The following is a 21,566-nucleotide window of genomic DNA, read 5'->3' on the forward strand; positions in this document are numbered from 1 at the left end:
TACGAGGAGATATTCATGGCGATACACCATTCTGATGCAAGGGCGGACAAAGCAACGCTGCGGGTCATTGGATTGCCAAAGCCTGACATGTCAGGGCGGTTGTTCCGGGCGAATGGCATCATGGCCGGTATCGTCGGCTGGGCTCGGCTGTCGGCCCTTGCCTGCTTCGTCGCGGCGAACAGCACGGCGGCCACCGCCGAAGGTGCGGCGCCTGCCGTGACGGTTGTCGCGGCGGTATCGGGAGAACTCGCCCAAACTGTTCGTGTCGTCGGTACCATCGTGGCAAGGGATGAAGTACTGGTTCATGCCGATCTCGACAGCGACAATGGTGCGAAGATCGTGGAGATTCTGGCCGAGGTCGGCGACAGGATCAGGAGCGGCCAGCTGCTCGCACGCCTGGATAGCAGCAGAATCGAGATCGAACTGAGGCAAAGCGATGCAAGGTTTGCTCGCGCCGAGGTGGCAATCAGACAAGCAACCAGCCAGGTCGAAGACGCACGCACGGTCGAACGACAGGCCCGATCGAACCATGACCGCAGCACGAGGCTCAAGGCTAAAGGCGCGGTATCGAACCAATCCGTCGAAGATAGCGAAACCGCACTGATCCGGGCGGTCTCGGCGGTCGAACTTGCTGAGCAAGGATTGGAACTGGCCAAGGCCGACTGGCAGCTGGCGGAGGCCGAGCGGCAGAATGTCAGATTGCGGCTGGACCAGACACGCATCATTGCGCCAAGCGACGGCGTCGTCATCCGGCGCCCTGCCCAGCTGGGCGCAATCGCATCCTCATCGACCGGTCCGCTTTTCGCCCTGGCACGCGACGGGGAGGTGGAACTGAATGGCGAAATTGCCCAAAGGGAATTTTCCCTTGTCCAAACCAACGCCGCCGCGCAGGTGGAATTTCTCGACGGCAGACCTCCCGTCGATGGATCGGTCAGGCTCAAATCGGCTGAACTGACTGCCGGCAACAGGTTGGGTCAGATCCGCATTTCACTATTCGAACACCCTGACATCGCTATCGGAGCCTTTGCGCGAGCAAATGTGATCGTCAGGCAAAGGCATGGAGTGATCGTGCCGGACGCGTCCGTTGTCGGCGCCGATGGCTCGTACCGCGTCCAGGTCATCGCGGATGGCAAGGTACGGGCGCGGGAGGTGACCGTGGCGCTGCGAACTGACGGCCTGGTTCAATTGAGCTCCGGGCTGGCTTCGGGTGAAGCCGTCGTTTTGAAGGGGGACAATTTTCTGAAGGAGGGCGATGCGGTCACTCCCGTCAAGGCGGCTTTTCGCGCACCGGCAGAATTGCAATCCGCCGAGACCGTTAGTTCGGTTGCCCGGCAATGAGAGTAGCACTGTCTGCCTGGGCCATTCGCAATCCATTGCCGCCCCTGCTGTTGTTCGTGGTGCTGACGGTGCTCGGAATAGCCAGCTTCATGCGGCTGCCCATCACCTATTTTCCGATCATAGACGAACCGACTGTCAAGCTGACCATTGCACAGCCAGGCATGTCGCCGGCCCAGATGGAATTGCAGATAACCCGGATTGTAGAAGATGCCATTGCACCGCTGGTCGGGGTAAAGGAAATCAGTTCGTCGATAAGCGACGGAGAATCCACGACGACGGTTGAATTCGAGCTGGAGATACCGATCGACCGTGCAGTGTCCGATGTGCGCGATGCGGTATCGTCCATACGGTCCAAACTTCCGCCCACGATCGATGAGCCGACGATTGTACGCGTCGACGAGGACAGCCAGCCGGTCGTCACCTATAGCGTTGCCGATCCGGCGATGACGGGCGAGGAGCTGTCATGGTTTGTCGAGGACGTGGTGATGCGCAAGCTTCAGAGCGTCGCGGGTGTCGGTCAGGTCGAACGGGCGGGCAATGTCGAGCGCGAGGTGCAGGTCCAGCTCGACCCGGATCGGATGCTCGCTGCAGGTATCGGTGCGGCGCAGATCGACCAGGAGATCGCGTCGAGCGAAATCGATCTCCCAGGTGGCAATGTCGAGCTCGCTGGGCGCGATCGCGCAGTGACGGTCGACAGCACCGCGCGGACTGTGGCCGAGCTGGCCAATAGCAGGATCAATCTTCCAAACGGCGGAAACGTCGCGCTGTCCGACGTCGGCGAGGTGTCGGACGCGATCAAGGAGCGGCAGGATTTCGCGACCTTGAATGGCGAAGATGTCGTCAGCCTCTCCGTTTTCCGTACCAGAGGAGCGAGCGACGCCGTTGTTGCGGAACGTATTGCGGAAGAAATCGAAAAGCTGAGCAAGGCCTATCCGCAAGCGATCATCACCCGCATCGACGATAGCGTGACCTATACGCTGGGTAATTATGAATCTGCCATGAGCACGCTGGTCGAGGGTGCAGTGTTGGCCGTAGTCGTGGTTTTTCTGTTCCTGCGCGATTGGCGCGCGACGGTCATCGCTGCGGTGACCCTGCCTCTGTCGGCCATTCCGACGTTCTGGGTAATGGATATGCTCGGATTCTCGCTCAATATATTGAGCTTGCTCGGATTGACGCTCGTGACGGGAGTTCTGGTCGACGATGCCATCGTGGAGATCGAAAACATCGTCAGGCATATGAATATGGGCAAGCGCCCATATCGAGCTGCGCTGGAGGCCTCCGATGAAATCGGTCTGGCGGTTATCGCGATCTCGGCGACGATCATCGCGGTGTTCATGCCAGTGGGTTTCATGCCCGGTGTCATTGGGCAGTACTTCAAACAGTTTGGGCTTACCGTCGCTATCGCCGTTTTCTTTTCGCTTCTCGTTGCCCGCCTGATCACGCCGGTGCTCGCGGCCTATTTCATGCGCAGCCACCCGCTCAAGCCGGTCCGACAGAGCACCGTCGCCCGGGCGTATCGCAACGTGTTGGAGACAACGCTATCGCAGAGAGCTGTGACGCTCTCGGTGACGCTGATGTTCTTCGCTGTTTCGGTCTGGTTTGCCAGCACGCTGCCGACCAGCTTTCTGCCCGATGAAGATACCAGCCGTGTCGCACTCTCCATCGAACTGCCGCCGGGATCGACACTCGCCGAAACGGAGGAAAGAGCCGGGTTGATCGCCACTCGTCTCGGGGCTCTGCCGGAGGTAAGGAATATTTTTATCCGGGGCGGTATCACCGCGTCCGGTGTCAAGGAAATCAGGAGGGCAGCGGTCACCATAAACCTCGTGCCGAAAGCAGAGCGCTCGCGTTCGGCCAATGAAATGCAAGCCACGGTCGCGGAGATACTGAATTCCGTGCCTGATATCCGCTATGAGCTGGTCAATAATCGTGGCGGTCGGGACATATCATTCGCCGTCCTGAGTACGGATGGCGAGGCTGCGGGTGAAGCCGCGCGCCGGATATTGACCGAGATGGCTGCGATGGCTGAATTTCGCGATCCAACCTCGTCCGAGGCGGCACTGCGGCCAGAGCTGCGCATCAGTGTCCAGTCCGATATCGCGGCCGATGCGGGTGTCAGTGCCGCGGACATAGCGCGCACCATAAGGATATCGACGGCCGGTGACATCGACAGCGAACTCACCAATTTCCATGATGGCAGCCGGCAGATACCTATCAGGACACGGCTGAGTGACAATGGTCGCAACGATCTCGCTACGCTCTCGTCATTGCGTATCCCGACCTCATCCGGTGCGACGGAGTATCTCGGCAATATTGCCGACATTGGCTTCAGTCAGAGCGCGGCGACAATCGAGCGATATGACCGGGAGCGGCGCATTGAGATAGGCGCCGATATGGCCAATGGCTTGTCGTCAGGGCAGGGCCTGGCGCTGATTCGTGATCTTGCAGCCGTGAAAACCTTGCCTGGCGGGGTGCGGATAGAGGCGACCGGGGACTCCGAAACGCAGGACGAGGTATTCACGAGTTTTGCGGCGGCCATGGCCTTGGGCATATTGCTGGTCGTGGTCGTGCTCATCCTGCTGTTCGGCAGCCTGCTCACGCCGCTGGCAATACTTGCTTCGCTTCCGCTGTCGATCGGTGGAGTCGTCGTGGCATTGACACTGACCGGTGCATCAGTGTCTCTCCCCGTCGTGATCGGCATCCTTATGCTGATGGGCATCGTGACGAAAAATGCCATCATGCTTGTTGACTTCGCGATCGAGAAAGAGGCTGCAGGCTCGACACGCCGGGCGGCGATAATCGGAGCGGCAAGCGATCGCGCCCGTCCGATCATCATGACCACGGTCGCCATGGTGGCGGGCATGATCCCCGCCGCGCTTGGAACGGGAGAAGGCGGCGAGTTTCGTGCGCCCATGGCCATAGCGGTCATCGGCGGACTGACGGCATCGACGCTGCTGTCTCTCATTGTCGTCCCCGCTCTCTACATGTCGGTGGCCAACGCTGCACAGAGCATCGGTCGCGTGTTTCGGTTGGGTTCGGGCCGCGGCGATCATCTTCAAAAGAACGCTCCGGACGACTTTCGCACGCAGTAACTACTGGATACAAATCGAGTTGGTGGCATGACACACAGCGGGATTGACAATATGCGTGCAACGGACGCCCGGAAGCGTTTGCCGGCAGCAATGCGATCAGTGTTCCAGAAACTGATACCACAGACATTGCGCGGGCAAATCATGGTGGTGATCTTCGTCGCCGTTATTCTTGTGGTTACGGTCGGGAACTGGTTGAGCGCATTCCGCGCCTATATGGGTGTCGAAGACATAGATCTGACCAATGCAAAGGCTGCCGCGGTAGCCCTGCTGGTGCAAAAGGCGCCGAACGCAGAACGGCCCAAATTGATCGAATGGTCGGCCGAGGCGGGGATGCCGCTTGAGATAGTGACTGCCGAATCCTTGAGGGACAGAACTGCACCCGACCCTGCCTTCCCATCCGCCCGGTGGATCGTTGGAAAGCTATTTCCCGCCGATAATCCTTTGTCTGCAGGCGGACGACAGATCGTGCTGGACGGCCGGCCGGCCCTGGTGTTTCCCCTCGATGGAGATCTCGCTGTCGTTTTCAAAGGCTTGCCCGACACTTTGGTAACGTCCGACGTCGTGGGGCCGCTTTCATATTATATCCTGGCATTCGTGACCCTCCTGATCCTTTTCTCCATCTATGCGTCGCGAACGCTGACAGAGCCGCTTGCATCGATCACGACGCGCCTCAAGGAAGTGGAAGGCGATTACCTTGCACCCGTCTTCGAAGAGCGCGGAACGGTTGAGCTGGTTGCCCTTGCACGGGCGCTGAATGAAATGCGCGCCAGAATAAAGAAAATGATCGAGATCCGCACCCGGCTGCTTCGCAGCGTCAGCCATGATTTGCGAACACCGTTGACCAGGGTGAGGCTTCGCATAGAGAGATTGAAGGTCGATAGCCAACCGATCATGTCCGATCTGGACAATATCGATGCGCTCGTCCAGGAGACGCTCGACTACATGAGCAGTGCCGTCAGCACCGAAACCCTGGAACGTACGGATATCGCCAGTTTGCTGCAGACGATCTGCAACGAATATTCGGATATGGGGCAGTCCGTTTCCTATGAAGGCCCCGACAAGCTTATCGGGCAATGCAAATCGCGAGCTCTAACGCGAGCGGTCAGCAATCTTTGTGACAATGGCATCAAATTTGCGCACAATGTAGTCATACGCCTGAGATCGGACGATGCCCGGATATTGATCGAAGTTTGTGACGATGGACAAGGCATCGCGCCAGCGCTTCGCGAACTCGTGACGGAGCCATTCTTCAAGGCGGACGCGGCGCGCAAGGCCGTGGGTATTACCGGTGGCTTCGGCCTGGGCCTATCGATCGTGGCCGAGATCGTCGAGGATCACAGGGGCCGTCTCTCCTTCACTGACAACCGCCCGAACGGCTTGATCGTGCGCATCGAAATTCCACTGAAATAGGCTGCCCGGCGTTGGCGACGACGTGCAAATGGGTCCGCATTGCGGCAGCTATCCAAGTTTCGCCGCCATTGAAACAAATCTAAACAATCGGACACACATCAACACAAAATCTCGCGAATATCGCCGGGTTTTCGGTGAATAACCAGTGGCACAGGCTCCCGTTCAAGGCGCCCCAATTTGCAAACTGGCAGGTTTCCCGATGACGAACCTCGAGCGATGGCTCCACCGTAACCATGAATGGGCGTGCGTCTGCCGGACTGCGGCTTCGCCATCCGGAGCACGGGCGGAGGGACGCGGTTCGCACGGACCATGACGTGAGCCTCGCCGGCACCTGTCGCCCTGAGGCCTGGCCTCTATTCGTAGAACTTCTCTTCGCAGAGCCCGCAAATTTTCATGAAACACGTTCAAACCATTTCGGTCGTCGTGCCAACGCTCGACGAAGCCGAAAATATCGACCTGCTTCTGTCGTCCGTCCTCTCCCAGTCCGCCGCGGACATGATACTCGAAGTGCTGGTCGCCGATGGTGGATCGACCGACGGAACACGCGACCGCGTCCGGGCGTGGGAAGCAAGGGCGCCGGTCAGGCTTGTCTGCGGAGATGGAACGCAGGGACTGGCAGGTGATGTCCTGCAGGCGGCGCAGTCGGCTACAGGCACCATCATTGTCGTCATGGATGCCGATCTCAGCCATCCGGTTGAACAGATCCACGATCTCGTTCAGCCGATTATCACCGGCACGAGCGACATGGTCGTAGGGAGCCGATATGTGGCAGGTGGCGCGACCCCGGATTGGCCGGGTTCGCGCCGCTTGCTGTCGCGGCTCGGCGGCGCCTTGGCCTGGCCCTTGTGCGATCTGCGGGACCCCATGTCCGGGTTCTTCGCTGTGCGGAAGGAGCGTCTTCTAGCGGTTGATCCAGAGGCCATCGGATTCAAGATCGGGCTCGAAATCATAGCGGAGGGTGGAGGCGACCTCCGGTTGACGGAAGTGCCGATCGTCTTCCGTGACCGTGTACGGGGCAAATCCAAGATCGGCTGGGGGCAGATGATGAGCTTTGCACGTCGCCTTCTTGTCCTGTCCGGCGGGGCGGTGTCGCTTGGAAATGCGACGCGTTTCGCCGGGGTCGGTCTTGTCGGCCTCGCCTTCGATCTCATCATGTTCCAGCTTCTGATCGAGGCGGGAATCGGCCTGGGAGCAGCGCATGCCACCAGCTTCTTCGCAGCCACGATCATCAATTATGTCCTGAACTCGCGATGGGCTTTTGCCGGCGATGTCAGGGAGCGGGATTGGAAACGCTGGTTTCGCTTCGTTACGGTGTGCCTGCTGGCATTCGCGCTGCGAGGCGGCGTCCTCGCGGGAGCAATCGAAATCCTCGGATGGCCGGCGCAAGCCGCCATTGTCCTGGGCGTCGGCGCTGCGGCAATCGTCAATTATCTCGGCAATGCCTTTTTTGTGTTCCCGTCCCTGAACCCTCGCGTGCCGCATGACACCCGATGGCGCATCGCAGCTATCGGCGTTCTGGTGTACGTCCTTGCGCTGCGCCTGGCATATCTCGGATTGGTGGATCTCCTTCCGGAGGAAGCATATTACTGGAACTACTCCCAGCACCTCGATATCGGATATCTTGACCATCCTCCGATGGTTGCGTGGCTCATCTGGCTTGGCACAGGACTGTTCGGCAACAACGAATATGGCGTAAGGATCGGCGCTTTCGGTGTCTGGGCAGCAACTGCATTCTTTGCGTTCGGCCTAACCAGAAATCTTTTCGGCAAATCGGCCGGACTTGCCAGCGTGCTTTTTGTATCGATCATGCCGTTTTTCTTCTCCACGGGCCTGATGATGATGCCGGATGCCCCGCTCACCGCCGCCTGGGCGGGCGCACTCTATTTTCTGGAGCGGGCACTCGTGGGCGAGCAACGCCGGGCGTGGTGGGGCGTAGGGGTATGTATCGGGCTCGGGATGCTGTCCAAATACACGATCATCCTCCTCGGGCCCGCTACGCTCGTCTTTCTGCTCCTGGAGCCTGGGGCGCGGCATTGGCTGAGGCGGCCGGAGCCCTATGGTGCTGCCCTGGTCGCGGTGATCCTCTTTTCGCCAGTTGTTGTGTGGAACGCCGTGAACGATTGGGCCTCGTTTGCCTTTCAGAGCACACGCCGCCTCGACAATTCTTTCAATTTCTCGTTCCCTGCACTCGTCGGCAGCGCGGCAATCTTACTCACGCCGTTTGGACTGCTGGCTGCAATTCGCGCCGGCAAGCGCATTCTGACACGCGGCGTGGAGATGGACGATACAGACGCTGTCCGTCGATCGCGTTTTATCGCCGTCTATACGCTGGTGCCGCTTTCGGTATTCATAGGCTTCAGTCTGTTTCACACGGTCAAGCTGAACTGGACCGGGCCCGTTTGGCTTGCGCTTCTTCCGATGATCGCCTTCATGGCGGTTGCAGCAACTGACAATGCCGGGAAGTTCGGTCGCATTTTCCAGGGTTTGTGGGTCCCAACCGTCGCCTCGACGCTCGTAATCTATGGGCTTGGGCTACATTATCTCGTCCTTGGTCTGCCGATGGCCGGCTATGTCGGGACCATTCGGACACTACCTGTCGCCTGGAGGGAACTCGGCACCGCCGTAGGGTCGGTGCAGCAATCTGTCGAGGAGGCGACTGGCGCGCAGGTTCTGCTCATTGGGATGGACAAATACTTCCTCGCCAGCGAGGTTGCCTTTTATAATCGGCGAGACGGAAACGGAGTAGATAGCTCCGTTGGTAGCGGCGCGGTCGGCAAAAATAGCTTGATGTATGATTACTGGTTCAAGCCTGAGGACTTGCGGGGCAAGACCGCTGTTCTGTTCAGCCTGAAACGGCATGAACTGGAACAGGAGGGCTTGGCGGAGCGCTTTTCCCGGCTCACGGAAATCCAGCAACAGGTAATAACCAAACACGGCGTGAATATCGGCAGCTTCTACTACAGGACAGGATTTGATCTCAGAGATCGATCCATCACGGCGGCGAGATAGCGGACGATGGATATCCTCACCGGACGCCGGATCAGGAAGCCGATGTCGCGCCCAGGTCTTGCCAAGGATCGACGATGAGACAGCTGCCGTCATCGGCGCACCAGACCGCACCCGGCGAGTGCTCGCTCTGCGCTCTGGCGAAATGCACGGCAGACTCCTTATCGGCAAACAATCCACCGACCAGCCGCTGGCTGTCGCATACAACCCAATCGCCGTCGATGTTGCGCCCGACAATGAACCGGCAGTACGTGTTGGAGTTGTCATGCCGTTTATCCAAATATCCCATGATTGCCCGCTTTCGCCAATTTCCAGAGGTTGCTGAACGCATTGACATGGGTCACAAACGCCACGCCAGCGGCGTTGAGGCCGACAGTTGCGGAGTCCTGGTCCAATCCTCGATGGCCTCGCTGCCGTCCTTTTCGATCTGCCCGCCAAGATGATTCAACGCGGTCCGGATCTGATACGCGGTCTCGGATGTCACTGGCACCAGCGGCAAGCGAACTTCATCGCTTAGCCCGAGGCGATGCCTGAGGCCGTATTTCACCGGACAGGGATTGGTTTCAAGGCTGAAAGCCTTGAGCACAGGGGCGATCCTGTCCTGAATATATCGGACGGTAGACCAGCGGCCGTTCTTGCAGGCTCGATACATCGCGGCAAGGACATGCGGCAACACATTGGACGCGACCGATATGACGCCGTCGCCGCCCGACAGCATGAATCCGGCCGCCGTTTCATCGTGACCCGATAGGAGGTTGAACCTTGCGCCAAAGATCGTTCGGATGCCTTCCGATCGTCTTGCATCGCCGGTGGCGTCCTTGATTCCGATGATGGATGGTAGCTGGGCCATTCTGTCGAGCGTGGAAACGGCAATGTCGACGCCGGTTCTCGATGGTACATTATATGCGATGATCGGAATGTCGGTATTATTGGCGATGGCCTCGAAGTGCTTTGCAATGCCCTCCTGATTGGGTTTGTTGTAATAGGGCGTGACGATGAGTACTGCCTCGGCACCACATGCCTGTGCTGAAATCGTCTGTGCAATAGTCGATCGCGTACAGTTCGTGCCGGTGCCCGCAATCACCGGAACCCGGCCATTTGAAATCCTGACACAGGTCTTGATGATCTTCAGCCGCTCCTCCCAGGTGAGTGTGGGCGCTTCTCCGGTCGTGCCACAAGGCACGAGAGCATCGATTCCGGATTGGATCTGCCATTCCGCCAGGGACGCCAAGGCCTCGTAGTCGACATTCTCGTTCTTGAAGGGGGTGACAAGAGCCGTCATCACGCCCTTGAAACGTTCAGCTCGGGATTCGCTGTTCATGATTGGAGATCTTTCAAATGGAAGGATTTGCGTTCACTGCACGGAGTAGTGCAGCGCCAGTCCGAATCTCAGGGCAGCGACCAGAAGGACAGCCGCCGCCAGGATGCCGCTGGCGAGCAGTTCGGTCCGGTGTTTTCGTGGCAGGTCGGGTTTCGGATAGGTTTCCGCAGCAAGTGCGCCTGGAGGTAAGGGCATGCGATTACTCCTCGGTTGTTGATCGAAAAGTAAAAGCCCCTCCATATAGAATCCATGTCGGGCGGGTGGATGAGATATAAAATCATTACTATATGGTGGAATGTAACCGCCGTGCTCATATGAATTTTTTATAGTAATCGATAGTTTGAATAATGGATTTCCTATATTGTTGTAACTAGGCTTCATCTCTGCAAAGAGTTTGATGCCATGCACGACCTGAATATCGTACTTGCAATCATTGTTGTGGTCCTGTTGCTCGCCCAGAGCGGTTCGGAGGGCGTCCGCTCCGGCAAGTCCACCCGGGCGCGGCTGAACGATGCTGACTGGGCCGTCCTGGTTTTTACGCTTACCCTCACCGTGCTGGTGGCACTGATTGCCATCCGCATATGAGATGTCCGCTATCGGCACGTCCTCTCAAACGTGGCGGCTGCCGGCGCGTTCATGCTTTTGAAGCGATGCAATCATGGAGTGCCCTGGCAGTTGTGGCCGATCGCATTCGACCGAGCACGCCGGCGGCGCCAAGTCTCCGCGAAAAGCAGGCAAGGACGTTGAGATGCTGGTTCGGCTCCGTCGTCGGGGTGAGTAGCATCAACATGATGTCGACTGGCGCTTCATCTATGGAATCGAAATCGATCGGCTGTCTCAACCGTACTAGAATTGCCGTGGGCGTTTCGATCCCGCCCATGCGCGTGTGCGGAATGGCGACGCCGTGTCCGATTCCGGTAGATCCCAGTTCTTCCCGTTTCAGCAATGCGCGCTGAATTTCGTCGCCCGGAACTTTGGTGATCAACGCTGCTTTTGCTGCCAGCAACTGGAAAAGATGCGATTTTGTTACGGCATTCAGGTCGATGGCGACATTATCAGGCCGAATGTAGTCGTTCAGTTTCATCGGGTTCTCAGCGCAAGGTTCATGGTTCTACAGGCCGCTTTACGGCCGGTAAGGCGACAGGTGAACCTTAGATGCGGGCACATATTTTTTCGATTATGCAGACCGGGCAAAGATATAAAAAACTGATAAGTGTGAGGGGGCCGGCCGGGCCTCAGAGCGGCTGGTCTTGCGTCCAGCCCTATCATCGGGCTCTCATCCGTACCGCCGGCTCGATCTGTCTGGATCCGCATCCTAGGCGCCCCTGAAGTTGGCTGGGGATAGCGGTAGATTTCGCTGGTAAATGGTTAATTTCCGTTAACGATAAAGTGCTTGACGCGACTCGCTTCTTTCCGCAGTTTGGTTACGGTTTGAAGGGGTTTGTGGTGCAAATAACGTTACCGGCGGTCTCTGGTGTTAGCGCTCGGTCCCAACGTTAAATTCCAAACAAGCGTTACCCCTTTGGTTTTTCTGTCGAATCGGCGCATTGTCCGCGGCGCGCCGATAGGCACATGCAATTGGCGAATAGGAAGATAGTCCATGATGATGCGAGCAGCACAAGAAGACCAACTGGATGCGTCGTCGCCCGATGCAGCCGCTTGGCCTGCTGCACCAACGGCTGACCGGGCGATCGCCGCTGACGCAGAAATGTTGTCCGCGCAATTGCAGGCCATGCGCAATCGGCTGTTTCCGCCGACAGCGCAGAAGACCTTGCGGAAGTTCACCAGTGGCGAGGCTGCAAAGCTGATCGGCGTGTCCGATGGTTATCTGCGCCAGTTGTCGATTGCGGGCGAGGGACCAAAGCCGGAGACGGGCACCGGCGGCCGCAGGCTGTACAGCCTTGCCGAGATCAACGCCTTGCGCCGGCACCTCGCCGATGCTGGTGGCCCCAAGGCTCGCACTTATCTTCCGCACCGCGATCCCTCCGCCGGCGAACATATGCAGGTCATCGCGGTGACGAATTTCAAGGGGGGCTCTGGCAAGACGACCACCAGCGCCCATCTGGCGCAGCATCTGGCGATGTCGGGATTTCGCGTGCTGGCGGTGGACCTCGATCCCCAGGCCTCTATGTCGGCGCTCTTCGGCTATCAGCCGGAGCTCGATCTGACCGGCAATGACACCCTGTATGGCGCCATTCGTTACGATGGCGAACGTCGCCTCCTGAGTGACATTATCTGCAAGACCTATTTCGACGGGCTCGATCTCATCCCCGGCAATCTGGAACTGCAGGAATTCGAACATACCACGCCGCAAATGCTTGCCGATCGCCAGCACGGGGCCCAGCAGAGCATAGAACAGCAGATGTTCTTCGCCCGGGTCCAGGCCGCACTGGATACGGTCGCCGATGATTACGACGTGGTCGTCATCGACTGCCCGCCGCAACTGGGCTTCCTCACCCTGTCCGCGCTGTGCGCCGCCACCTCCGTTCTCGTCACCGTTCACCCGCAAATGCTGGACGTGGCCTCCATGAGCCAGTTCCTGTTCATGACGGCCGATCTGCTGGCAGTCGTGCGCGAGGCGGGCGGCGAGCTGAATTTCGACTTCACGCGCTATCTGATCACGCGTTTCGAGCCGAACGACGCACCGCAGCAGCAGATTGCAGGATTTCTCCGCTCGCTCTTCGGCGATCGGGTACTGACCTCGTCAGTCGTCAAATCGACGGCGTTTTCCGATGCCGGACTGACGAAGCAGACGCTTTACGAAGTCTCCCGGGACAGCTTTACCCGGGCGACCTATGACCGGGCCATCGAGTCCCTTACATCCGTCAATTCCGAGATACAGAGCCTTATCTACAAGGCCTGGAACCGGCCGGTTTGAGGAGGCGAGCGCGTGACCGACAGAAACCGTAGAGATCAGTTGAAGGCCTTGTTCGGCACGGTGGAACCTGCCGCGCCGAATGCCGAAACGGCATCGTCTCAGAGCGCCGCCCCGGCGGAAATCGCCAAGCCGCGTTCCGCATCTGGTGCGGTAAAGGCCATGGGATTGTCGCTCGGCGGCATATCGCGCGAGATCGAGGATGCGCGCCGGTTGAAGGACAGTCTGGCGGGGGCCGAGCGGATCGTCGAGCTCGATCCCAATCTCATCGATACGTCTTTCGTCGAAGACAGGTTGAGCCCGACCTCGGGTTTCGACGAGAATTTCGAAGCTCTGGTCGAGAGCATCAGCCAGAATGGCCAGCAGGTGCCTATTCTTGTGCGGCCGCACCCGGAGAATCCCGGCCGTTATCAGACCGCCTACGGACATCGCCGTCTTCGCGCGGCCTCGCGCATCGGCAAGCCGGTCCAGGCGATCATCCGTGAATTGAGCGATACACAGCTTGTCCTGGCGCAGGGCAAGGAGAATACCGAAAGGCGGGACCTGTCGTTCATCGAGCGCGCCTTCTTTGCCAGAAACCTCATCGAGCGCGGCTTTGAACGCGGTCTGGTCCAGGACGCGCTTTCGCTCGATAAGGCCGAGATGACGCGGTACTTGCAGGTCGCGGCCGCAGTCCCGTTCACCATCATTCGCGCCATTGGCCCGGCGCCCAAGGTCGGCCGTCCGCGCTGGGTGCGCCTGGCGGAACTGTTCAAGGCGGCGGATGCGCAGGCGCTTGCTCACGACGAGATCAGTCGCGGACCCTTCCAGGCGGCAGACAGCAATGCGCGGTTCAATCTGGTGTTTGCGCGCCTGCTCAAGCGTATCGAACCGGTGAAACTGCCAGCCCGGCCAGCATCGGCGCATGCGGCGGCGCAACCGCAGGCGGGCAAGATTGCCCGGCTTGATATCGAAAAGGGACGCCATGTACTGACCTTCTCGGAGCAGCTTCCGGAAGGGTTCGCCGAATATGTTGCCGCGGAACTGGAAGGACTTCTGGCTCGGTATCGGGACAGAAAGACCGGTTGAGCCCGGTCCCGCATGCGTTTGTCTGCGTGAGTTGAGACGCAAATCAAGGAAGCCAACGAGAAGGAAATCAACGGCAAGAAAAAAGGCCCCCAGAACGTTACCGCCCCGGAAGCCCTCTTCAATGTAGCAATTCGAGAGAATCACTTCCACCCTGACTTGTCAAGAGTTGGACGCGTTCCGGCACACCTTTTCATTGCCTCAAATCGAGGTGAAGGAACATGACCGATCGTTTTGCAACGACGCCATTTGGCGGGCGATCGCTGTCGCGCGCCATGATAATGGCGCAGGAAAGAACAGCGCGAGCCCGCTTGAAAAGCGCGGAAAATGCAGAGAATTCCGCCGAGAAGTGGACATTGCTGCGGTCTTTGACCGAGGCACGAACTGCGTTCAATCTGTCCGACAGGACCATTTCCGTGGTGGAAGCCCTTTTGAGCTTCCATCCGGATACGATGCTGGACGGGACGCAGCCGCTGATCGTCTTTCCGTCCAATGCCGAGCTTTCCATGCGCACGCGCGGCATGGCTGCGGCAACGATCAGGCGCCATCTGGCGGTGCTGGTCGAGATCGGACTGATCATTCGCCGTGACAGCCCGAACGGCAAGCGATACGCGCGCCGTGGCGATAGTGGGGAAATAGAGCATGCCTTTGGCTTCGATCTTTCGCCGCTTGCACTGCGTGCGCAGGAAATAGAGCGGCACGCCGCAGCGGCACGCGACTTTGCCCGAACGATACAGCGGCTGAGGAGCGAGATTACCATTCATCTGCGTGACATTGCCAAGACGATCGAGGCGGGCTTCAACGAGGCGCGTCCTGGCGACTGGAGCGCCTATTGCGAGGAACTTGCGGCGCTGTCCGGGCGTGTTGCTCGCAATGCCACGGCCGAAGCGCTCGGGAGCCGCCGCGATGCGCTCAGGGTGCTGCGTGCAAAGGTGGAGAAGGCATATCTAAATACATTGTCAGAACAAGAAATGAGCGGCACTGACTCTTCTTTTGAGCGCCATATTCAGAATTCAAATATAGATCACCAATTTGAAAGGGCCCAGGAAAAGGGCCAGAGGCGAAATGCCGAGCCTGAAAATTGGAAGGAAGCTGCAGGACGGGCGGCAGCAATGGAGAAACTACGCCGGCGATTGGACGAAGCCCGACGATCAAGGTCTGATAACGGCCCGCGCGCCGCGGCCGAGCCACCGAAATCCGGCACAAGCGGCGGAACCTCGATACCGTTGGAAGTCGTGTTGCAGGCGTGTCCGCAAATCCGTGATTATGCGCGCGACGGCATCGGAAATTGGCGCGACCTGATGCAGACCGCAGCGCTCGTGCGTTCCGTGCTCGGTGTTTCGCCGGATGCCTGGCAAAGGGCGCGTGATGCAATGGGCGATATCAACGCATCCATCACCGTGGCCGCGATCCTTGAACGGGCCGGCGATATCCGCTCGCCCGGCGGCTATCTGAGAGCGCTGACCGATCGAGCTGAAATCGGCCAGTATTCGGTGCTTCCGGTACTCAAGGCCCTGGATGGTGCCCCGCGCTCAAGTTCCTCACAGTGAGGGAGCGGGGATTATCGTGCGAGCCAGCCGCCGTCCACGGGAAGAATGGTGCCATGCACATAATCCGACGCGCGCGAAGCAAGGAATACCGCCGCGCCGGCGATGTCTCCGGGATCGCCCCAGCGGCCAGCCGGGATGCGGGCGAGGATCTGGGTGCTGCGCTCGGGATCTTCGCGCAGGGCAGTCGTGTTGTTGGTGACGAAGTAGCCGGGGGCTATGCCGTTCACGTTGACGCCCTTGGCGGCCCATTCGCAAGCGAGAAGGCGGGTTATGCCGGCCAGTCCGCTTTTGGACGCCGTATAGGAAGGGATGCGTATTCCACCCTGGAACGAAAGAAGCGAGGCAATATTGATGATCTTGCCGCGTCCCTGGGCGATCATGTGACGTCCGGCCGCCTGCGAAAGGAAGAATGCCGACTTCAGGTTGGTATCGATGACAGCATCCCAATCCGCTTCGGTGAAATCGACGGAGTCATTGCGTTTGATGATGCCGGCATTGTTGACGAGAATATCGAGCCCGCCCAGCGTTTCGATGGTGTTCGATATGATGTCACCGATAGGCTCGACCGAAGAGAGATCGGCCTTGATCGCGGTGAACCGGGCATTGGTCGCCTCGACGAGGGCGCGGGTTTCGTCCATGGAAGAGCGGCCGACAGCAGCAATCGACGCGCCGGCATTGGCCAATGCGACAGCGATGGCCTGGCCTATACCGGTATTGGCGCCGGTCACTATGGCAACCTGGCCGGAGAGATCGAAAAGTTCCTTCATTGCCATCGATATTCCCTTTGTTTTCACGTCGGCTGCGCTTCGTCTGGCTGACGCCAGGTATTCGGGCGGAAAGCGCTACGGATCGGAGAGTTCGGCTATCGTCGGTTTCGCGACAAGTACGGGCAAGTCGTTACGGGGATATGACCAAAGACGGCAGAGTTCCTCCGGAGAGCCGGGCAGAAATATTCTAATATTTCAGTTCTGGCAAGCAGCGCCGCGCCTGGCCCATCCGCCGCATTGAGCCTGGCAATCGAGCGTTGAACAGCACCGCAGATTGCAATTGCAGCGGGTTGTAGATTGTCATCTAGTCGTGTTGTATATAATCATACTTTCAACTTGCCGACGTCTCCGCTTTTCACCGGAGTTCAGATTTGCCTGTTGTCGTCAGATTTTGTCCCGGAAATGGCGAAAGCTCGTCTGAAGGGGCAGAAATTTTTATTATCGATGTATTTTACTTAGTTTCAGGATGGCTCCATGATTGCCGGGGACAATGAATTAGAAGCAGCGAATAATCGGTCCTTTTTGCGGCGCAGCCGGGTTCCCGTTGCGGCTGTGATCGGGCTGCCGCTATTGGCGTTGCTGCTGCTCCTGTTTGCGGCGTTCGGCGTTATCCTGCGGGCTGAGCAGACGGAGCTGGTACGTGTCTACTCGGAACGGACCGCCCAGCTCCTGGCTGAAGACCTTGCCCGACACCTTGCTGAACTGACCGCTCCAAGCGCGGAGTATTTCGATACGCTGCATCGCAACGTGATCAATCGCGGATGTGATACGTCGGACTGCATTTTCGACCTCATCCCGCAGGAACGGCTACGCTCGTCGGAAATTCCGGCGGTGGTCAATTTCATCACCTTTGGTGACGTTACCGGCCGATTGGAAGGAATAACCAGGCTGAGCGTCGATGATGCGGAGTTTCTCGGGCGGGCAGTGGCTCCGGCTGGCGACCGCAACCCGCTGACGATGTATCTGGGCAATGAGACACGGACGAACGAGGATTTCGTCACCAGTCGGCGACCATGGTACGCAACCGGCATCACTTCGCCCGATGTCCGGTGGAGTCCCCCTTATAATAGCGGGAGAATATGCGCACTTCGCTGGTCGAGTTCGGAAAACTGGCGCATTATGCGTGTCGCCCGGATCGACGGCAAGGACGGCCGACCGCTGGGTGTTCTCGGTGTCGAGGTCTGTCTGGGGCGGATTGCTGTTTTTCTCCAGGAAGCAAGAACCAATACGCTGGAGCGGGTCGGTATTCTCACGCCCTTCGGGCAGGTCATAGCCATGAATAACGGTGTTCTTGAGATCAGGCCTTACGAGGCGACTGATGCGAACGCCGAGGCCATCTATGCGAGCGTCCCGGTCGCTGGCGACAATCTTTCCGGCTGGAAGCTTATGGTCGAACTCGCGCCGGAGTTTTCGGAAGCGGCGCTTTGGGACTACAAGCAGTGGCTGGTTCTATTGTGCGGACTGCTTTTCAGTCTTGGCGTGACGGCGTGGGTTGCATCGCGGGTCGTGACGCCGTTGCAGCGGCTGTCGCAGGTGGTAACCGATCTCGGTAGCCTTCGGCTCGACAGGTCGATCTCGGTGCGATCCAGAATATCCGAGCTTGGTATTCTCGCCGATGTCATCGAGAGGATGCGGGGGGCTCTGCGCGAAAACCAGCAGCGGCTGGAGTTTCTTGCCTACCACGACACGGCAACAGGCCATCTCAACCATGCCGGCCTGGCCGCGCATTATGCGAAGATGCAGACCAGCCATGTCGAGCTTCTCCTTATCGACATCCGCAATTCCGGCTATGTCAGCGGCATCTATGGCCCGGCGGCCCTGGATCATATGGTCGGAAGCATCATCGCGCTTCTAGGCGAGGAACTGGATGGCGCGGTAACCGGTATCGTCAATGGCCATCAGATTGCGTGCCTCATTGGTGGCGCCGCCGCCATCGATCGTCATCGTGTCGGTGAAGTGTTTTCACATCTGCAGAAGCCGGTCGAACATGAGGGGTTGTCCACGACGCCTGAACTCCAATTGGCGGTCAGCAGCCGCGACAACGCGGCGGACCAGTTTGACGATCTGCTTCGTCGCGCGATGGGCGCCTTGCACCATGCTCTCGAGTCGGGGACTGCCGGACCCGTCTGGCACAATTCGGCAATGGTCCAGAATATGCGGGAAGTCGTCGAACTGAGCGGTGACGTTGCGCAGGCGGTGGCGCGGGGAGAGTTTGCAATCGAGCTCGAGCCTGTCCTGGACCTCGAAACCAGGCTTGTGCATGGCGCGCATAGTCGCGTGGTCTGGCACCATCCGCAGCTTGGAACCATGGATGAGAGCCGGTTCCTGCCTGTGCTGGAAAAAACAGGTGCAATACGGCATGTGGGCTTCTTTGCCCTGTCTCAGAGCTTCGAGTTCCTGCATATGTTCGGGCTGCAATATCCGGCTCAGACATTGCAGATCGCGATCGATATCTATCCCGTTCAGCTTCTCGACCCGCTTTTTATCGAGCGGGTTTCGGAACTGCGGCGCGACTGGGACATCAAGGCCGACAATATCCGGTTTGTCATGGTGCCGAACACGATGTTGCTTGAAGACCAGCAGCTTGTGCGGTCCACGGAGCGATTGCGGTCGCTGGGCTTTCATCTCAGCCTCGACCAGTCGAGCCGGGCGGATGCAATGGTTCAGCACCTTTCGTTTACGCCCTACGACAGCTTCCTGATGGACCTGACGCAGTACTTGTCTGGCGATATCGAAAAGGGGCTCGCGCTCCTGCGCTCGACCTGCCGTATGGCGGACGAGCTCGGCATGGAAGCGATCGTGGCGGATGTCGGAGATGCTTCGATGATACCGAAATTCGTGGAATGCGGCTGCGGCTATGGCATGGGCCCGGCTCTGGGCCGGCCTATGGCACCGAGCAGGTTCATGGCGCGGTTCGCGGTGGAAGAGCCGGCTGCCGTGTAGCTAATCTACCCTGCCGCGCGCCGCAACCGGTTCCACGGCAACGATGCGGTCGTTGGAAATGAGTGTCACTGTGTCGAAGAGGTTCGACACGACGCAGGCGTGGTTCGGAATGACGCGCACGCGATCGCCGATATCGGGTTTTCGCGCGCAGCGGGATATGTCGACCGTCCCATGCTCCTCGCTGAGCGAGGTGATGACGGCGTCAGGATGTTCGACGATCCTGCCGAAGCCTTCCATGCCGAATGTATCGCTGGTCAGGGACTTTGAACCCGCATCGATGATGGCGCGATTCTCCGTCGGGCGGCTCACGATGGTCGCGAGAACGGTGAGGGCGCAATCGTCCCAACTGCCGCCCCCTTTCGACACCTGGAAGCGGTCCATGTAGATATAGGTCCCGGGCCTATGCTCCGTGGCCGTCCTTACCTCATGGGCCCGCCACATATCGGGCGAGCCGCCATTCGAGACGATGCCTGGCTCGAGACTGGCGGCGATTGCGAGGGCCTTCGCTCGGGCAAGGAAAGCTTCATTGGCTTCGACGGCGCCGGTCTTGGGGTAGGTCATGAACCCTTTGAAGCGGAGGCCACGCGCGGTGTCGATCAGCTTGGCCAGATCCAGCGCTTCCTCCGGCGTCTGTACGCCGCATCTGCCCATTCCCGTGTCGCACTCGACCAGGACTTCCAGCGGTTTCGCCGATTGCGCAAAAGTCCTGGCGAGGCCGGCGACCGTTGCCGCGCTGTCGGCCGTGACCCGCAACGTCGTGCGGCCATGCAAAGCGAGGAGACGCGCCAGCTTGGCCGCGCCGACAATATTATAGGGAATGAGAATGTCGCTGAGGCCGGCATCGGCCATGATTTCGGCTTCGCCGAGTTTTTGGCAGGTAATTCCGACGGCCCCGAGTTCGACTTGCCGCAAGGCGAAGCGCGGCAGCTTGTGCGTCTTTATATGCGGGCGGACCGCGAGACCATGTCGATCCGCATAGGCCTGGAAACGCTGCAGATTGGCTTCGACACGATCAATATCGATCAGCACGGCCGGGGTATCGATGTTTGCGAGTGTCACTTCAGTCTCCGTTCCGCGTCGGGCTTGCGATTCGTCCGCAATGCTCGTGGCCAGCATATCGGTCGGCGCGAGCAGCGCATAGCGGGCTGGCTAGGCCGGCAGATATTGGAGCCTTCGCGACAGCTGCAATCGAAGCTCGCAAACGAGGCTTGCATCTACTAGACGACTGGTCTATTATAACACCATGAGCAAGATCGACACACGAGCAGTACTGATAGACGAGGGCCTGAAAGCCCTTCTCTCGCATGGATATGAGGGCGCGGGCATAGGCCCTATCCTCAAATCTGCGGGCGTGCCGAAAGGGTCCTTTTATCACTTCTTCGAAAGCAAGGAGGATTTTGCTTCGGCGGTACTCACGACCTATTGCGAGCGCAACAGAGTGGTGCGCGCGCAATTGTTCGGTGATCGTTCGAAGTCGCCGCTCGATCGGCTCCGGGCTTATTTCGAATATTATGAAAACATCTACGGGGCAGGCGATCCAACCTGCGGATGCCTGCTCGGCAATCTTTCACAGTCCATCGCGGCCCATAGCGAGGTATTGCGCAAGGAATTGAACCGGTCTTTCACCGCGTGGCAGGAGGATTTCAAGAGTGTGCTGCGTGAGGCACGGGACGTCGGCGAACTGCCGGATCATCTCGAGCCGGACGAGGCGGCAGCATTTCTCATCGACGCCTATGAAGGCGCGCTCATCCGAATGAAAGCAGAAGGCAGCATCAAACCGTTGCAGCGTTTCAGGGCCATGGCTCTCGAAGGACTGCTCGCCGGAGACAAATAGGAGATTCATCATGGCATATGTCGAGACGACTGGTCTACTAGAAATCGAACCGAACTATCGGGCACTGGCAAAGGTCGAGCCGCGGCAGGTCGGCAGGGTGGTCCTGCTCGAACGGCTGGCCGCATGGTGGAGGAGGGGAGCGGATGCGGACACGGACGGGCGCAGGCTTGCCCGGCTGAGCGATCATCTCCTCTCCGACATTGGTCTTACCAGGGCGGAGGCGGAAGAGCTGGACCGCCGTGCAGGCTGACAAAAAGCAATGAACGCGATCTTGCTTCCGTGGTGACAGATTCCCATATTGGGCGCATAGAAATGGGTCTGCCTCAATAGGGGGCCCGTCACCATCGCACCGGTCAATGCCCATT

General features: G+C 58.9%; 17 protein-coding genes. 11 read left to right on the top strand and 6 right to left on the bottom strand.

Translation table 11 applies throughout. From position 1 onward, the window contains the following. The first annotated feature begins 15 nt into the window (after positions 1 to 15). The 4 genes from OSJ75_RS21445 (at position 16) to OSJ75_RS21460 (ending at position 8,849) form a co-directional block, all read left to right on the top strand. Complete coding sequence (locus OSJ75_RS21445; protein ID WP_267229448.1) at positions 16 to 1,338, top strand: efflux RND transporter periplasmic adaptor subunit; 1,323 nt, start codon at positions 16 to 18, stop codon at positions 1,336 to 1,338. After that, on the top strand, positions 1,335 to 4,430 hold the full coding sequence (locus OSJ75_RS21450) for an efflux RND transporter permease subunit (RefSeq protein WP_267229449.1): 3,096 nt from the start codon (positions 1,335 to 1,337) through the stop codon (positions 4,428 to 4,430). The genes OSJ75_RS21445 and OSJ75_RS21450 overlap by 4 nt, the downstream gene beginning before the upstream one ends. A gap of 99 nt (positions 4,431 to 4,529) precedes the next feature. Beyond that, positions 4,530 to 5,840 (top strand): HAMP domain-containing sensor histidine kinase, encoded by a 1,311-nt coding sequence (locus tag OSJ75_RS21455; RefSeq protein ID WP_267229451.1) that lies wholly within the window; start codon positions 4,530 to 4,532, stop codon positions 5,838 to 5,840. Between the two features lie 393 nt (positions 5,841 to 6,233). Further along, complete coding sequence (locus OSJ75_RS21460; RefSeq protein ID WP_267229452.1) at positions 6,234 to 8,849, top strand: glycosyltransferase family 39 protein; 2,616 nt, start codon at positions 6,234 to 6,236, stop codon at positions 8,847 to 8,849. A gap of 31 nt (positions 8,850 to 8,880) precedes the next feature. On the opposite strand, the gene OSJ75_RS21465 is transcribed toward OSJ75_RS21460, so the two are convergent. The 3 genes from OSJ75_RS21465 to OSJ75_RS21475 are packed head-to-tail and all read right to left on the bottom strand — an operon-like array spanning position 8,881 to position 10,362. Continuing rightward, positions 8,881 to 9,135 carry a hypothetical protein gene (locus tag OSJ75_RS21465; protein ID WP_250019352.1) on the bottom strand — a complete coding sequence of 85 codons (255 nt, stop codon included), beginning with the start codon at positions 9,133 to 9,135 and terminating at the stop codon, positions 8,881 to 8,883. A 51-nt stretch (positions 9,136 to 9,186) separates the two neighbouring features. Beyond that, entirely contained in the window at positions 9,187 to 10,167 is a 981-nt protein-coding gene (gene dapA, locus OSJ75_RS21470) for a 4-hydroxy-tetrahydrodipicolinate synthase (protein ID WP_267229454.1), read from the bottom strand. A 33-nt stretch (positions 10,168 to 10,200) separates the two neighbouring features. Further along, positions 10,201 to 10,362, bottom strand: coding sequence for a hypothetical protein (locus tag OSJ75_RS21475; protein WP_267229455.1), 162 nt, complete (start codon positions 10,360 to 10,362; stop codon positions 10,201 to 10,203). Between the two features lie 207 nt (positions 10,363 to 10,569). Here OSJ75_RS21475 and OSJ75_RS21480 point away from each other — a divergent pair, with 207 nt between their 5' ends. Continuing rightward, positions 10,570 to 10,752 (top strand): hypothetical protein, encoded by a 183-nt coding sequence (locus OSJ75_RS21480; protein ID WP_267229456.1) that lies wholly within the window; start codon positions 10,570 to 10,572, stop codon positions 10,750 to 10,752. A 49-nt stretch (positions 10,753 to 10,801) separates the two neighbouring features. Here the strand turns inward: OSJ75_RS21480 and OSJ75_RS21485 are convergent, their stop codons facing one another. After that, positions 10,802 to 11,251 carry a PTS sugar transporter subunit IIA gene (locus tag OSJ75_RS21485; RefSeq protein ID WP_267229457.1) on the bottom strand — a complete coding sequence of 150 codons (450 nt, stop codon included), beginning with the start codon at positions 11,249 to 11,251 and terminating at the stop codon, positions 10,802 to 10,804. 519 nt (positions 11,252 to 11,770) lie between these two features. Between OSJ75_RS21485 and repA the strand changes: the two genes are divergently transcribed. The 3 genes from repA to repC all read left to right on the top strand — a co-directional run bounded on the left by repA (position 11,771) and on the right by repC (position 15,657). After that, positions 11,771 to 13,045 (top strand): plasmid partitioning protein RepA, encoded by a 1,275-nt coding sequence (repA, locus tag OSJ75_RS21490; RefSeq protein WP_371929614.1) that lies wholly within the window; start codon positions 11,771 to 11,773, stop codon positions 13,043 to 13,045. Between the two features lie 12 nt (positions 13,046 to 13,057). Further along, positions 13,058 to 14,110 (top strand): plasmid partitioning protein RepB, encoded by a 1,053-nt coding sequence (repB, locus tag OSJ75_RS21495; RefSeq protein WP_267229459.1) that lies wholly within the window; start codon positions 13,058 to 13,060, stop codon positions 14,108 to 14,110. A 278-nt stretch (positions 14,111 to 14,388) separates the two neighbouring features. Then, positions 14,389 to 15,657, top strand: coding sequence for a plasmid replication protein RepC (gene repC / locus OSJ75_RS21500; protein WP_267229468.1), 1,269 nt, complete (start codon positions 14,389 to 14,391; stop codon positions 15,655 to 15,657). Between the two features lie 11 nt (positions 15,658 to 15,668). Here repC and kduD read toward each other — a convergent pair whose 3' ends face one another. Then, complete coding sequence (gene kduD / locus OSJ75_RS21505; RefSeq protein WP_267229469.1) at positions 15,669 to 16,424, bottom strand: 2-dehydro-3-deoxy-D-gluconate 5-dehydrogenase KduD; 756 nt, start codon at positions 16,422 to 16,424, stop codon at positions 15,669 to 15,671. 474 nt (positions 16,425 to 16,898) lie between these two features. On the opposite strand from kduD, the gene OSJ75_RS21510 reads away from it, so the two are divergent. Beyond that, positions 16,899 to 19,367 carry an EAL domain-containing protein gene (locus tag OSJ75_RS21510; protein WP_267229460.1) on the top strand — a complete coding sequence of 823 codons (2,469 nt, stop codon included), beginning with the start codon at positions 16,899 to 16,901 and terminating at the stop codon, positions 19,365 to 19,367. On the opposite strand, the gene OSJ75_RS21515 is transcribed toward OSJ75_RS21510, so the two are convergent. Then, on the bottom strand, positions 19,368 to 20,483 hold the full coding sequence (locus OSJ75_RS21515) for a D-TA family PLP-dependent enzyme (protein WP_416362597.1): 1,116 nt from the start codon (positions 20,481 to 20,483) through the stop codon (positions 19,368 to 19,370). A 127-nt stretch (positions 20,484 to 20,610) separates the two neighbouring features. Between OSJ75_RS21515 and OSJ75_RS21520 the strand changes: the two genes are divergently transcribed. Further along, positions 20,611 to 21,201, top strand: coding sequence for a TetR/AcrR family transcriptional regulator (locus OSJ75_RS21520; RefSeq protein ID WP_267229462.1), 591 nt, complete (start codon positions 20,611 to 20,613; stop codon positions 21,199 to 21,201). A gap of 10 nt (positions 21,202 to 21,211) precedes the next feature. Continuing rightward, positions 21,212 to 21,451: a DUF1127 domain-containing protein gene (locus OSJ75_RS21525; RefSeq protein WP_250019361.1), complete on the top strand. Its 240-nt coding sequence runs from the start codon at positions 21,212 to 21,214 to the stop codon at positions 21,449 to 21,451. The last annotated feature ends 115 nt before the right edge of the window (positions 21,452 to 21,566 follow it).

The organism is Phyllobacterium sp. 0TCS1.6A, assembly GCF_026420825.1.
Lineage (GTDB): Bacteria > Pseudomonadota > Alphaproteobacteria > Rhizobiales > Rhizobiaceae > Phyllobacterium.